The sequence below is a fragment of the Nocardia sp. NPDC003693 genome, assembly GCF_053981095.1.
Map to the genome: position 1 here is coordinate 1 of NZ_JBSFNO010000056.1, position 12,957 is coordinate 12,957.

The following is a 12,957-nucleotide window of genomic DNA, read 5'->3' on the forward strand; positions in this document are numbered from 1 at the left end:
GACCTTGGCCTGTTCGCACAGCCCGCGCACGGTCAGCGCCGAAAGCCCTTGCGTCCCCACGATTTCCAGCGCGGCGTCGAGTAGCCGCCGCCTGCCGACTACATCAAGAACATGATCACCGGTGCCGCCCAGATGGACGGCGCGATCCTGGTCGTGGCCGCCACCGACGGCCCGATGCCCCAGACCCGTGAGCACGTGCTGCTCGCCCGTCAGGTCGGCGTGCCCTACATCCTGGTCGCGCTGAACAAGGCCGACATGGTCGACGACGACGAGATCCTCGAGCTGGTCGAGATGGAGGTCCGCGAGCTGCTGGCCTCGCAGGAGTTCGACGAGGATGCCCCCGTCGTGCGCGTCTCCGGCCTGAAGGCCCTCGAGGGCGACCCGAAGTGGGCCGCTTCGGTTCTCGAGCTCATGAACGCCGTCGACGAGTCGATCCCGGACCCGGTCCGTGAGACCGACAAGCCCTTCCTGATGCCGATCGAGGACGTCTTCACGATCACCGGTCGTGGCACCGTCGTCACCGGTCGCATCGAGCGCGGTGTGATCAACGTGAACGAGGAAGTCGAGATCGTCGGCATCCGCGAGAAGTCGCAGAAGACCACCATCACCGGTGTCGAGATGTTCCGCAAGCTGCTGGACCAGGGCCAGGCGGGCGACAACGTCGGTCTGCTGGTTCGTGGTCTGAAGCGTGACGACGTCGAGCGTGGTCAGGTCGTCGTGAAGCCGGGCACCACCACCCCGCACACCGAGTTCGAGGGCCAGGCGTACATCCTGTCGAAGGACGAGGGCGGCCGCCACACCCCGTTCTTCAACAACTACCGCCCGCAGTTCTACTTCCGTACCACGGACGTGACCGGCGTCGTTACCCTCCCCGAGGGCACCGAGATGGTCATGCCCGGCGACAACACCGAGATGAGCGTCAAGCTGATCCAGCCGGTCGCCATGGACGAGGGCCTGCGTTTCGCGATCCGTGAGGGTGGCCGCACCGTCGGTGCCGGTCGCGTCACCAAGATCGTCAAGTGATTTGATTTCCTGAATCACTGATCAGGGCCGTTCCCTTCGGGGAGCGGCCCTTTTCGCTTGTCCGGGGCCGGTTTTCGCGCCGTTCGGCGGCTATTCGCGCGGGCGCCGCTCGTGTTCGCCCGCGGTGTGGCTGTCGAATTTCGGCCGCCCCCGCTCGTCGAGCCAATCGTGTACGGCGGTGCCCGCGATCATGCCGTCGCTGCCCGGCAGCACGGTGTGCGGGCGGGCGTCCTCGTAGGACTCGGCCATCCGCCGGGCCTGTTCGCGGTGCTCGGGGAGCACCTCGGGCTCGGGGATCGCGGCGGTGTCGGGTGGCTGCTGGGCCGCGGGTCGGCCGGTGGCCTCGCTCGTGGGGGCGGCCGGCGGTTCGGGTTCCGAATCTCGGTGCGCTGGTTCGTCGAATGCGGTCATGATGTCGGCCTGCCCGGATCGGCCCCGGGAAAACCGCTGGCGGGCGGGTGTTGCCCGACCGTGTCAATCGCGCAGAATTTGCTCGGGTGGTGGAAATCCGTCCGGCTTGTCGTCGGTGTGGGAGTAGTACTCCAGGCAGGACAGTCGTCCGTCCGTGGCGAACAGCAGCAGTCCACCCTGCGGGGCGCCCGCTTCGGCGATCGGATTCGGTCCGGGCGGAGCGCTCGGTGCGTCCGGATCCACCGCGAGATCGATTGTGGGACAACCGCATCGGCAGCTGCCGGTGACGCGGGCGGTGGCGGCCTGCGCGCGGAACTCCCGGACGCCGGGGACATCGTCGCCGAGCATCGCGTCCAGGGCGACGCGTTCGTTCTCGGTGAGTTCGCGGTCCACGCGCGGCGTCTCAGGGCGCGGGGACGACGCGGAACTCTCCGGTCCCGGTCGCGCCCAATAGTCGGCCGGAGTCGAAAGCGGCTGCGGCGGAGGGTAATTCGGCGGCGCGGCCGCTGGCCAGGACGCGGACCGTGCCGGCGCCCGCGGCGGGTCTGCCGAGCGCGTCGATGCGGCGCAGGGTCTGGGCCGCGACGGCCTCGGCGCTGTCGAAGACGCGGATGCCGGCCGGTAGCGCGGCCAGGATGTCGGCCAGGACCAGCGGGTAGTGCGTGCAGCCCAGGACGATGCCCTCGGTGTCGGGCGGGGTGCGCTCGGCGGCGCCGGCGATGGCCTCGGCGATGGCGGGCAGGTCGCCGCGGTCGATGGCGTCGGCGAGGCCGTGGCAGGCGACGCCGGTGACATCGGCGCCGCCGCCGAAGCGGGCGATCAGGTCGGCCTGGTAGGCGCTGGCGGTGGTGGCGGCGGTCGCCCAGACGGCGACCTTGCGGCAGGCGGCGGCGGCCGGTTTGATGGCCGGCACGGTGCCGATGACCGGGATGTCCGGGCCGACGGCCGCGCGCACCGGTTCCAGGGCCGTGACGCTCGCGGTATTGCACGGCAGCACAATGACTTCCGCGCCTTCCCGCAGCGAGGTGCGCGCGGTGTCCAGGACGCGGTCGATGACCCACCGCTCGGGCTTGGGTCCCCACGGCGCACCGTCGGGATCCATTTGCAGCAGCAGGTCGATATCGGGCCGCAGCTTCCGCAACCACGCCCCGGTGGGCAGCAGCCCCAGTCCGGAATCAATGAGCGCGACGATCACACCCGCAACGGTAGTGAACACCCCGCCCGATTCGCGAACCGTGGTCCCGGGACCCGCCGCCGCACCCGCGGTGACCTGGTCCGATCTCCGGCCGGGGCGGTCGCGCGGCCGGTGCGCCCGTGCCGGTCGGTTCAGGAGACGGGCTGCGCGGCCTCGGCGAGCTGTCCGCGCATCTTCATGACCTTGCCGGTCATGCCGGCGCCGACCACCGCGACGAGCGTGCCCGCCCGGAACAGGTGGGCCAGGAACTTGCGTCCCTTGTCCTCCACGATCTGGACGTCGTCGGCGAGCGCGGGCACGCCCAGCACCTGGATCTTGGTGTCGTACTGGTCGCTCCACACGTAGGGAACCCGCACGGCGGCAGGCGCTTCCGTGCCGAGCATGGCGGCGACGAGCAGTTGCGCCTGTTCCCCGGCGTTGGTCCAGTGCTCGACCCGCTTGGTGCGCCCGTCGTCCAGCAGCCAGGCCGCGACGTCGCCGGCGGCCCAGACGTCCGGGGTGGCGGTGCGCCCGGTGGCGTCGGTGCGGACGCCGCCGCCGTCGGCGGGATCCAGCAGGTCGATGCCGGAGTCGGCGAGCCATTCGGTGACCGGGGTCGAGCCCACGCCCACCACGACCAGGTCGGCGTCGATCTGGGTGCCGTCGGTCAGGCGCACGCCGCGCACGGCGTCGTCGGCGGTGAGCAGTTCGCTCACGCCCGCCCCGCAGCGCACGTCCACGCCCTCCTCGCGGTGCATCCGGGCCACGAGTTCCCCGATCTGTTCGCCGAGCGCGGCGTACAGGGGAGTGGGCTGCGGTTCGACGAGCACCGTCTCCACCCCTTGCGCCCGGAAGCTCGCCGCGAGTTCGCAGCCGATGAATCCGGCGCCGATGATGACGGCGCGCCGCGCGCTGCCCAGGTGCGCGCGGAGGCCGGCGGCGTCGTCGTGGCTGCGCAGCACGTGGACCCCGCGCGCGTCGGGGAAGCTCGGAATGCGCCGGGGCCGCAGGCCGGTGGCGATGACGAGCCGGTCGTAGCCGATGTCGGTGCCGTCGTCGAGCCGCACGCGCCGCGCCGCGGTGTCGACGCCGGTGGCGGTGACCCCGAGTCGCAGGTCGATGCGCTTTTCCGTGAAGAATTCGGCGGGTCGCAGTGCGGTGTCGTCGATCTCGCCGCGAATGAACTGTTTGGACAGCGGCGGCCGGTCGTACGGCGCGTGTTCCTCCGCCCCGATCAGGGTCAGTTGACCCTCGTAACCTGCGCGGCGCAGTTCTTCGGCGGTGCGGAGACCCGCCAGCCCGGCGCCGACAATTAGAACGTGTTCTACCGACAACGACATAGGGCAACCTTAGTCGTTCGGTGGGTCCCGCGCCGCTGTGTCACGCACCACATTCAACTAGCCGCTGAATCGTAGCCGAGACTTTATTGATCGGGCGGTCAGTCAGCGTAGAACGGAAATCAGAACATAATCTCAGCCCTAGGAGGCACCATGTTCACCGAGAGCCGCGTTCAGGACGTTGTGGCTGTCGTACTCGGCGTCATCGCCGCGTTGTCACCGCTCTGGGTCGCTCATAGCGACAATGCCCGGTGGTCCCTTATCGTTGGAGGCGTGCTCATCGCCCTGATCGGTCTGGGTCACGCCGCCAAGAGGATCGGCGCCGTCGCCGACTACGCCTTGGTTCTGGTCGGCGCCCTGCTGTTCGTTTCGCCGTGGGTGCTGGACTTCGATTCCTACAGCGGTGCCACCTGGACCGCGTGGGTCGCCGGCGGTGTGACCGCGGTGCTCGCGCTGGTCGCGCTGCCCGCGGTGTCGGATCGACTGGGTGCGGTGACGCGCCGCTGATGCAGATGCACCGGCCCCAGGGAGCGGGGCGTCGCCGGAGTAAGAAAATCGACGGCGACGCTCGTCAGCTCATCCTGGACGCCGCGGAATCCCTTTTCGCGGCACAGGGTTTCGATGCGACCCCCACGGCCGCCATCGCGGCTGGGGCCGGTGTTCCCAAGGGACTCGTCTTCTACTATTTCCCGACCAAGGATGCGATTCTGTCGGCCCTGATGGCCGAGCGCGTGCCGCCGCAGCCCATCGACGACATCGAATCCGTGGTCGCCCCCGGTGATCCGGCGAAGAGTCTGGTGAATCTCGATGCCGCGCTGAATCTGCGCGATCATCATTCCTCGGTGTTGCGCGTCATCATGTGGCGTGAGGCCGACACCCATCCCGATGTGCGAAAGCAGTTGCGCCATATGCGCGATCAGTTGCTGGAGATCACCGCGCGGGTGTTGCAGGCCAGTGCGCCGGCCCCGGTGCGGCCCGGTACGCTGCGCGCCTGCGCCTCGGCGTGGGTGTCGGCGATGCTCGCGATCGCCAGCACCGATCGGTTGCGGACGCTGGACGGTCTGCAGAACGGCGACGAGATGCTCGATGTGGCCCAGGTGGTGGCCGCGGGGATGACACAGATGGGTTGACGCAGGTCAGACCTGCATTTCGGATCTGGGCGGCGTGTCTTCCACATTTCCGTGCGATCGCTAGCAGACTCGTGGGGTTCGTAATAGCTGAGTGTTCGCTATACGCCCTGGAGGACCGATGAAGGCTGGCCGAATACTCGGCGTGCTCGGTATCGCGAGCACGCTGATCCTGGGCTGCACCATCACCACGGCCGCAGCCGAACCCGCTTATCCCGCACCGGATCCCGATCCGTTCTACGCCGCACCGGCGAACATCGCCGACTACGAGCCCGGCGACGTGCTCGCGGTCCGCGTCATGCCGCCGCTGCCGCTGTTCCCCGCGACGACCTTCACCCTGGTCAAGTTCCGTTCGACCAATTCGCAGGGCGGTCCGATCGCGGCGACCACCACGGTGCTGACCCCGCACGAGCACCGGGCCGGCGGTCCGCTGCTGTCCTATCAGCACATCATCAACGGGCTGGGCGCGGAGTGCGCGGTGTCCCGGGTGCTGTGGACCGCGGATCCGAATCTCGCGGTGCGTGAGGCGCCGGTGCTCAATGTCGCGCTGCGGCGTGGCTGGTCGGTGGCGCTGCCGGACCATCTGGGTCCGCAATTCGCCTATGGCGCGGCGCGTTTGGGCGGGCAGATCACCCTGGACGGGATTCGCGCGGCGCAGCGGGTGGACGAGCTGGGGCTGGCGCAGAGCCCGGTGGTGATGGCCGGATACTCCGGTGGCGGTATGGCCACCGCGTGGGCGGCCGCGCTGGCGCCGACCTACGCACCGGATCTGGAGCTGGCCGGGGCGGCGTACGGCGGTGTCCCGATGAACATGCTGACCATGGTGCGCGCGCTGGGCACGTCCGCGCATCCGGCGTTCGGTCTGGCCATGGCCGCGGCCATCGGGCTCGAGCGCGAGTATCCGGATCGGCTGCCGTTGAGTACGCAGTTGAACGCGCGGGGGCTGGCGCTGCGCGACGCGATGGCCAACGGCTGCACCAACGAGATCATGGCGCTCGGCGCGGGGAAGAGCGCGCCGGAGCTGGCGGCGAGCATGTCGCTGCTGGAGAGCCCGGATGCCTGGTCGGTGGTGGAGGCGAACAGCCTGCAACTGTACGGCGGGGTGCCGGAAATTCCGGTGTTCGAATGGCATTCGCCCACCGACCCGTTGATTCCGGTGGACGCCATAGTCGATACGAATCGCCGGTATTGCGCCGCGGGTGCGCGATTGCAGATGGATCAGAACATTTCGCCCGAGCATCTGTCGGCCGCCGTGCTGGGGTTGCCCGCCGCGCTGGCCTGGGTCGATGCGCGTTTCCGGGGTGAACCCGCGCCGTCGAATTGCCATTCGGTGTAAATGCCCCAATACCGTTGCTCGTGAGTCGCTTTCAGGTGGTCGCGCCCCGGCGTGCCGGGGCGCGCCGGGGCCGCGCGGACGGGTGTGCCGTGCCCGCCGAACTGTGCGACCCGAGTCGCACGGCAGGGTGCGGAGCGGTAAGAATGGCGGCCATGGATGCCGAATTCACCACCGGTTTGGGCTCGTCCCTGAACTCGCGTCAGGACAGCTACCGTTTGACCAATCCGGAGACCTCGGGTTCGGGCCCGTCCTCGAGCCGTGCGCTGACCGGTGACACCGGTTCGCACGCCGCCCTCGGCCGCACCAGCTTGGATCAGCCGGAGCAACCGGTGCAGTGGTCCGCGCCGCCGGTGCGCCGCAGCGTGCCGGAGGTATCGGAGGGCAAACCCGCCGGCATCAACGGCCTGCCCAATCGCACTCCGGGCGAGCCGGATTCCCGCTTCGAGGCGCCGCCCCGCATCACCTCGGAAACCGGTGGTTACGGCACCACCACCGGTTCCGCGTCGCTCCGCGCCGCCTCCGAGGCGCGGTTCGATCCCTATCGGACCACCGCCGATCCGGAGATGAACGGCTATCGCCCGGGCACCGATTCGGCGGTGAACGGGTACGGACCCGGCACCGATGCGGAGCCGAACGGCTATCGCCTCGGCGCTGATTCGGAGTCGAACGGCTATCGCCCCGGGGCCGATGCGGATCTGAGCGGCTATCGCCTCGGCGCCGATCCGGTAGCGAATTCCTATCGCACGACGTCGGATTCCGATGTCGATGCCTACCGTCCCGCCTCCGATCCCGCGCCCGCCCCGCTCGGAACGACCGCCGATGCCCCCGCGTCCCTCCGCTGGACAACCCCCGGCGCGGACGCGAATGCGTATGCCACAAGCCCCGATCCGTCCCCGGGTTCGTACCGCACGACGTCGGATCCCGGCGCGGGTTCGTATGGATCGACCTCTGGTTCGGGTGCCGGCTCGTACGGAACGACTTCCGGCCCCGGAATGAGCTCGTACGCGCCGACTTCCGAGCCGGGCGTGGGTTCGTACGGCACGTCCGGGGACTCGGGCGCGAACTCGTACGGAACGACTACCGGTCCCGGGATGAGTTCGTACGGGACAACTTCCGAGCCGGGCGTAAATTCGTTCGGAACTTCTTCGGAGCCGGTCGTGAGTTCTCCCGTGGCGAATTCCGATTCCCGGCAGGACTTGTACGGAGCGCCGTCGGAGTCGGATGTGAGTTCGTACGGAACAACTTCCGATTCTCGGGTGAACCCGTACGGCTCGGCCTCGGAACCGGGTGCCAGCTCGTACGGAACGACTTCCGAGCCGAGTTCGTACGGCGCAACCTCGAGTGATGGGGTGAACCCTTACGGCGCTACTTCCGATCCCGCCGTGAATTCATACGGGACGTCCTCGGAGCCGGGCGCCAATTCGCGCCGGTCGATGTCCGGGTCGGCCGCTGGTTCGTACGGCACGACGTCCGACGGGGGCGTGAATTCCTACCGTTCGACGTCCGACCCGGACGCCAACGCCTACCGGTCGCCTGGCGAGCCCGGCGTGAGTTCGTATCGCACGACGTCGGAGCCGGGCGCGAGTTCCTACCAGCCCACCCCCGACCCGGTGTCGAATCCCTACCGGCCGACGCCGGATCAGGAGGTCGACACCTACCGCATCAAGCCCGATCCGGTGGCCGGCGCGTTCCGTTCCCCCACGGGCTCGGATCTCGCGGCGCGTCGCCCAGCCGCGGAGCCCGCGGTCAATGGTCACCGCCTGCCCGCGGATCCAGGCGCGTCGGAGAGCCGCCCCGTGTCGGATTTCGCCGCCGTCACCGTCCAACCGGCGCCCACGGTGAGCACGGGCCGCCGTTCCGCCCCGGAGCCCCCGGCCCGCCTCCCCGAGCCCCCCGCCCCGGAGTCCGTCCCCGCCCGCCTGCCCGCGCCGTCAGCCCCGGACACCGCCTCCCTCTCGGCATCGCGCCTGTCCGCCCCCGAGCCCGAGGCCCCCCTCGCCCCGCAGTCCCGCCGCGCCGCCCCCGAGCCCGCCCCGTCCACGCTCTCCCGGACGACATCGGACCGCGAGCCCGCCCCCGCCGTTGCCCCCGCGAATGCCGTGGCGGCCCCCGAGCCGGCCCCGCTGTCGCGCCACACCGTCACGGGTTCCGATGTCCTACCCGCCGCGACGACGAGTCGCCCCGACCAGGATTCCGAGTCCGCACCGCCGCAGACCACCCGCCGGGCCGCTCAGGGTTCGGATGCAGCCCCGGTCGCCCCTTCTCGTCGCGCCACCCCGGATTACGATGCCGAACCCGCGTTGTCGCCCCTGTACTCGGAAGGGGGATCCGATTCGGCGTCTGCGGTGACCTCGCGCCGCGCTGCTGTGGATGCCGCTGATCCGGTGCCGTCTCGCCGTGCAGCTGTGGACGCCGCCGACGCCGTCCCTGCGGTGCCGTCGCGTCGCGCGGCCGAAGACGCCGACGCCGTAGCCGCCGTGACCTCGGGTCCCGAGGCCGCGAATGCCGATGCCGTGTCCGAGGTGCCGTCGCGCCGTGCAGCTGTGGACGCTGACGCCGTGCCCGCCGCGACCTCACGTCGCGCCGCAGCGGATGCCGATGTCGCACCCGGCCGCCGAGCGGCTCGTGTCCCGGATGCCGACCCCGAGGCGACATCCACCGAAGCGCCCCTGGATTCCGTCGCCCCTCCCGCCCCCCGTTCTCGCCGCGCGGCCCCGGAACCCGCAGCGGCCCAGCCAATCCGCCCCGCCACACGCGTGACCGACGTACGTGCCGAGGACGCCCCGAACCTGGACCTGCACAGCATCATGCGCCTCCTGCTGGCCAGCCACGACCTGGATGTCGCGGCCGCGCAGGCCGAAGCGGGCGAGATCTCGGTCGCCGACTTCGCCGAGGTGGCCCGCCGAACCCGCTCTGCCGCCGTGGATCTGGTGGCGTCCTGGTACGGCGGCCCCGACCACATGCGCCGCTTCGGCGAGGTGCTGTTACAGGCCGCGGCCGAAACCGCGCGCTAGTCGCCCAGCCCCGCAAGTGCACTACGACCGAACCGGTTCTGCCGAAATGGCTTTCCGCGCGCCGGTCCGAACGCGGCTTTGATGAACCACAGAAGGTTTGCACCATGATCAGCTACGAGCAGGCACGAGAGAACGTCCTGGACTATTACCGGAACGGTTGGCCCGATGGCTACGGCACCTTCTGTCTGGATGACCGCAAGATCGTAGAGAACGACGAGTTCTTCGTCTTCAACGTCGGTTGCCGGGAGTACCTGGTCGACGGCGACCACTCCTACGCCATCGCGGGCGGTGTGACGGTGGTCTACAAGCAGGACGGGCGGGTGGGTAGCCTCCCGTCCCCCGAGGTCGCGATGGACGATACCGTTCGCATACGGCCGAATCCGGAACCGATCCTGATTCTCTAGATCGGACGTGAGGCCGGGCAGGGTCGAAACACTGTGCGGCTCAATCCAACCCGATCACCTGCTGACCTTCCTCGAACTGGTCCTTACGAACCCCGTTCAGTAGCAACCCGATCGAGTCGTACCGCCGGCGCGACGGTTCCACGCCCACCTGGCAGACGAGGTCTATCGCGCGCACGGTCGTGTCGAAGGTGCCGTTCGGGCCGGTGACCCGGACGGACTGGCCGGGGCGGAAGTCGCCGGACTCGATCGTGCCGGCCAGGACCACGCCGCGGCCGGTGATGTCGAAGGCCGCGCCTACGGTGAAGCGGGCGGTCGCGGGGAGCGGCGGGGGTTCGGGTGGGGAATTGGCGGGCACTACCGGATTCTCGCGGGGGAATGTGCCGGGGGAAAGGGGATTTCGGCGTGGCCCCGGGATCGTGTCGGTGCGATCGTCGATTATGGGGCGGTGACCGAGCCCCAGTTGACGGCAGCGGCCGTGCAGGCCGAATTGGCGGGGGTCGCCGACGCCGGCGACGCCGTGCATTTGCAGCGCTTCTTCAAGACCGGCCCGGGGGAGTACGGCGCGGGTGACGTATTCATCGGCGTCCGGGTGCCGCAGACCCGCAAGGTGGCCAAACGTTTCGCGGAACTGCCGCTCGACCAGATCGCGATATTGCTGGACAGCTCCGTGCACGAGCATCGGCTGGCGGGTCTGGTGATTCTGAACTCCTGGATGGCGCGCGCGGTCTCGCTGCGGCGGCGCGATATCGCGACGCAGGAACGAATCGTGAAGTTCTATCTGGACGCGGTGCGGCGCGGGCGGGTGAACAACTGGGATCTGGTGGACGCCTCGGCGGAATACACCCTCGGCCCGTGGTTCGCCGAGCGCCCGCGCGATCCGCTCTTTCGGCTCGCCGAACAGGAATCGCTGTGGGAGCGCCGGGTGGCGTTGCTCACGACGTTCCATTTCATCAAGTCCGGGGATCCGAGCACGACACTCGAACTCTGCACGGTGCTGCTGTCCGACAAACGGGACCTCATCCAGAAGGCCGTGGGCTGGATGCTGCGCGAGATCGGCAAGCGCGTGGACGAGCGCGTGCTGCTCGATTTCCTGGCCGCGCACGCCGCGGAGATGGGCCGTACGGCCCTGAGTTACGCCACCGAGCATCTTTCTTCGGAGCAGCGCGCGCACTATCGATCCCTGCGCTGACCTTGCTATAAGACGTGTTCCAGGGGGTGCGGGCGCACGGCCCGCACCATCTGTTCATCTTCCGTTAAGTTTACGTTCACATGGCGCAATCATTCTGTGACTTGCCAAGAACAGACCGTGTGTCCGGTTATAGCCCGGATGACTCGACCTCCATGCGGAATTCTCCTCCGAGGCGAGGCGGTGTTCACCACACAAGTCAGCAGGTCATCCTTTGCGAAAACTGTTCCCCCTCGTCGTCCTGGCCGCGGTCGCCGCGGCCCCCGCCGTGACCGCGCACGCCGACGTCGCCGGCGTCCCGCAGGAACTGCAGCAGCCCGTCGAGCAGGCGCAGCAGTTCGCTCGCACGCTCCCGGAGCCGCAGCAGGACCAGGTGCAGCAGTTCGTCCGCACGCTGCCCGCCCCCTATAACGACCTGCTCCCGCCGGTTTTCGAGGACAACCTCGACGGCTGGATCAAGAACGCCCTGCACGTGATGGCCCAGCACGGCATCCCGGGCGACTACGACAGCATCCACCGCAACATCATTCGCGAGTCCGGCGGCAATCCGCGCGCGATCAACCTGTGGGATTCCAATGCCGCCATGGGCATTCCGTCCAAGGGCCTGCTGCAGGTGATCGATCCGACGTTCCAGGCGTACCACGTGGAGGGCACCTCCTGGGATATCTACGATCCGGTCGCCAATATCGCCGCCGCCTGCAACTACGCCGCGCACCGCTACGGCACCATCGCGAACGTCTTCGGCGCGTACTGATTTCACCCGCCGCCGGTAGCCGGCGTCCGGTGACCCGAACTCCCGCAACGGTATAGGTCACCCGCTCCAACGCCGATCGGCCGCCGCGACAATGTCACGACGGCCGATTACCGATGAACCGGTTCTAGAACTGGATCTTCAGACGGTCCGTGACCGGCCGCGCCTGGCAGCCGAGAATGTAGCCGTTGGCGATGTCCTCGGGGTCGAGGATTTCGGCGTTCTCCATTTCGACCGAGCCCTCCACGACGGTGCAGGCGCAGGAGCCGCATTCGCCCTCGAGGCAGGAGTACGGCACGTCCAATCCCTTGGACAGCATGATGTCCACCAGGGTTTGGCTACGCGGCCAGGTCATTTCGTGGGTCTGCCCGTCGAGTTCGACCTCGACGGTGGCCGCGTCGGCGGCTTCCTCGTCGCTGATCTCGGCGGGTGCGACATCGGCGAACGGGTCGCCCGAGAGCGAGTTGAAGACCTCGGCGTGGGTGCGGTTGCGCGGCACCTCGAGCTGGGCGAGCGCGTCGTGGACGCGATCCATGAACGGCTTGGGCCCGCACATGAACGCCTCGTAGCCGGCGTAGGGCGCGGTCAGGGTGGCCAGCGCCTCGACGGTCGGCAGCCCCTGTAGCGGTTCGAGCCAGTGCAGCACCACCAGGCGCTGGGGGTGCTTGTCGGCGAGTTCGCGCAGTTCTGCGGCGAAGATGACCGATTCCAGATCGCGGTTGGCGTACACCACCACGATGCGGCCGTTCCCGCGCGCGAGCGCCGATTTGGCGATGGACATGATCGGGGTGATGCCCGAGCCCGCCGCGAACAGCAGCAGATCGGTGTCGAGGTTCTTGGGGGTGAAGACGCCGGACGGCGGCAGCACCTCGATCTCGGACCCCGCGATGAGGTTGTCGCACACCCAGTTCGAGCCGTAGCCGTCGACGGTGCGCTTGACGGTCACCTTGAGCTTGTCGTCGACGTGCGGTGAACTGGCCAGCGAATAGCAGCGTGCCACGGACCCGGTGAGCTCGCTGGGGATGCGCAGGGTCAGGAATTGGCCCGGCTGGTAGGTGAAGCGCTCCCGGAGTTCCTCGGGAATGTCGAATACCAGCGAGCAGGCGTCGGCCGTCTCATTGATGACCGCGGAGACCCGCAGCACGGCTGACCGCGAGCTGTGCGGTACGTCGACGGTGGTCATAGTGTCCTCTC

General features: G+C 68.9%; 13 protein-coding genes and 1 pseudogene. 8 read left to right on the forward strand and 6 right to left on the reverse strand.

Annotated features, from left to right (window positions below):
* Positions 1-84: 84 nt before the first annotated feature.
* Positions 85-1,023 (forward strand): annotated as a pseudogene (gene tuf, locus ACWDOP_RS36140) (elongation factor Tu); the annotation flags it as partial.
* A 90-nt stretch (positions 1,024-1,113) separates the two neighbouring features.
* Here tuf and ACWDOP_RS36145 read toward each other — a convergent pair.
* The 4 genes from ACWDOP_RS36145 to ACWDOP_RS36160 all read right to left on the reverse strand — a co-directional run bounded on the left by ACWDOP_RS36145 (position 1,114) and on the right by ACWDOP_RS36160 (position 3,948).
* Positions 1,114-1,434: a hypothetical protein gene (locus tag ACWDOP_RS36145; RefSeq protein WP_456348674.1), complete on the reverse strand. Its 321-nt coding sequence runs from the start codon at positions 1,432-1,434 to the stop codon at positions 1,114-1,116.
* Positions 1,435-1,497: 63 nt separating this feature from the next.
* Complete coding sequence (locus ACWDOP_RS36150) at positions 1,498-1,827, reverse strand: hypothetical protein (protein ID WP_456348675.1); 330 nt, start codon at positions 1,825-1,827, stop codon at positions 1,498-1,500.
* Between the two features lie 10 nt (positions 1,828-1,837).
* Complete coding sequence (locus ACWDOP_RS36155) at positions 1,838-2,629, reverse strand: glutamate racemase (RefSeq protein WP_454201655.1); 792 nt, start codon at positions 2,627-2,629, stop codon at positions 1,838-1,840.
* A 131-nt stretch (positions 2,630-2,760) separates the two neighbouring features.
* Complete coding sequence (locus tag ACWDOP_RS36160; RefSeq protein WP_456348676.1) at positions 2,761-3,948, reverse strand: NAD(P)/FAD-dependent oxidoreductase; 1,188 nt, start codon at positions 3,946-3,948, stop codon at positions 2,761-2,763.
* A gap of 150 nt (positions 3,949-4,098) precedes the next feature.
* Between ACWDOP_RS36160 and ACWDOP_RS36165 the strand changes: the two genes are divergently transcribed.
* The 5 genes from ACWDOP_RS36165 to ACWDOP_RS36185 all read left to right on the forward strand — a co-directional run bounded on the left by ACWDOP_RS36165 (position 4,099) and on the right by ACWDOP_RS36185 (position 9,826).
* On the forward strand, positions 4,099-4,452 hold the full coding sequence (locus tag ACWDOP_RS36165) for an SPW repeat protein (protein ID WP_454201657.1): 354 nt from the start codon (positions 4,099-4,101) through the stop codon (positions 4,450-4,452).
* A gap of 5 nt (positions 4,453-4,457) precedes the next feature.
* On the forward strand, positions 4,458-5,075 hold the full coding sequence (locus tag ACWDOP_RS36170) for a TetR/AcrR family transcriptional regulator (RefSeq protein WP_456348677.1): 618 nt from the start codon (positions 4,458-4,460) through the stop codon (positions 5,073-5,075).
* A 118-nt stretch (positions 5,076-5,193) separates the two neighbouring features.
* Positions 5,194-6,408, forward strand: a complete 1,215-nt coding sequence (locus ACWDOP_RS36175; RefSeq protein ID WP_456348678.1) for a lipase family protein — start codon at positions 5,194-5,196, stop codon at positions 6,406-6,408.
* A gap of 89 nt (positions 6,409-6,497) precedes the next feature.
* Positions 6,498-9,422 carry a hypothetical protein gene (locus tag ACWDOP_RS36180; protein ID WP_456348679.1) on the forward strand — a complete coding sequence of 975 codons (2,925 nt, stop codon included), beginning with the start codon at positions 6,498-6,500 and terminating at the stop codon, positions 9,420-9,422.
* Positions 9,423-9,526: 104 nt separating this feature from the next.
* Positions 9,527-9,826: a hypothetical protein gene (locus ACWDOP_RS36185; RefSeq protein ID WP_456348680.1), complete on the forward strand. Its 300-nt coding sequence runs from the start codon at positions 9,527-9,529 to the stop codon at positions 9,824-9,826.
* 40 nt (positions 9,827-9,866) lie between these two features.
* On the opposite strand, the gene ACWDOP_RS36190 is transcribed toward ACWDOP_RS36185, so the two are convergent.
* Complete coding sequence (locus ACWDOP_RS36190; RefSeq protein WP_456348681.1) at positions 9,867-10,181, reverse strand: hypothetical protein; 315 nt, start codon at positions 10,179-10,181, stop codon at positions 9,867-9,869.
* Between the two features lie 90 nt (positions 10,182-10,271).
* On the opposite strand from ACWDOP_RS36190, the gene ACWDOP_RS36195 reads away from it, so the two are divergent.
* Both ACWDOP_RS36195 and ACWDOP_RS36200 read left to right on the forward strand, forming a co-directional pair.
* Positions 10,272-11,015 (forward strand): DNA alkylation repair protein, encoded by a 744-nt coding sequence (locus ACWDOP_RS36195; RefSeq protein WP_456348682.1) that lies wholly within the window; start codon positions 10,272-10,274, stop codon positions 11,013-11,015.
* A 211-nt stretch (positions 11,016-11,226) separates the two neighbouring features.
* Positions 11,227-11,766: a transglycosylase SLT domain-containing protein gene (locus ACWDOP_RS36200; protein WP_454201663.1), complete on the forward strand. Its 540-nt coding sequence runs from the start codon at positions 11,227-11,229 to the stop codon at positions 11,764-11,766.
* Positions 11,767-11,890: 124 nt separating this feature from the next.
* Here the strand turns inward: ACWDOP_RS36200 and ACWDOP_RS36205 are convergent, their stop codons facing one another.
* Positions 11,891-12,946 carry a 2Fe-2S iron-sulfur cluster-binding protein gene (locus ACWDOP_RS36205; protein ID WP_456348683.1) on the reverse strand — a complete coding sequence of 352 codons (1,056 nt, stop codon included), beginning with the start codon at positions 12,944-12,946 and terminating at the stop codon, positions 11,891-11,893.
* Positions 12,947-12,957 lie beyond the last annotated feature (11 nt).

Excerpts from the sequence above, each read along its gene's own strand:
- ACWDOP_RS36145 (WP_456348674.1), bottom strand. The coding sequence starts at position 1,434 with ATGACCGCATTCGACGAACCAGCGCACCGAGATTCGGAACCCGAACCG.
- ACWDOP_RS36160 (WP_456348676.1), bottom strand. The coding sequence starts at position 3,948 with ATGTCGTTGTCGGTAGAACACGTTCTAATTGTCGGCGCCGGGCTGGCG.
- ACWDOP_RS36165 (WP_454201657.1), top strand. The coding sequence starts at position 4,099 with ATGTTCACCGAGAGCCGCGTTCAGGACGTTGTGGCTGTCGTACTCGGC.
- ACWDOP_RS36170 (WP_456348677.1), top strand. The coding sequence starts at position 4,458 with ATGCACCGGCCCCAGGGAGCGGGGCGTCGCCGGAGTAAGAAAATCGAC.
- ACWDOP_RS36175 (WP_456348678.1), top strand. The coding sequence starts at position 5,194 with ATGAAGGCTGGCCGAATACTCGGCGTGCTCGGTATCGCGAGCACGCTG.
- ACWDOP_RS36185 (WP_456348680.1), top strand. The coding sequence starts at position 9,527 with ATGATCAGCTACGAGCAGGCACGAGAGAACGTCCTGGACTATTACCGG.
- ACWDOP_RS36205 (WP_456348683.1), bottom strand. The coding sequence starts at position 12,946 with ATGACCACCGTCGACGTACCGCACAGCTCGCGGTCAGCCGTGCTGCGG.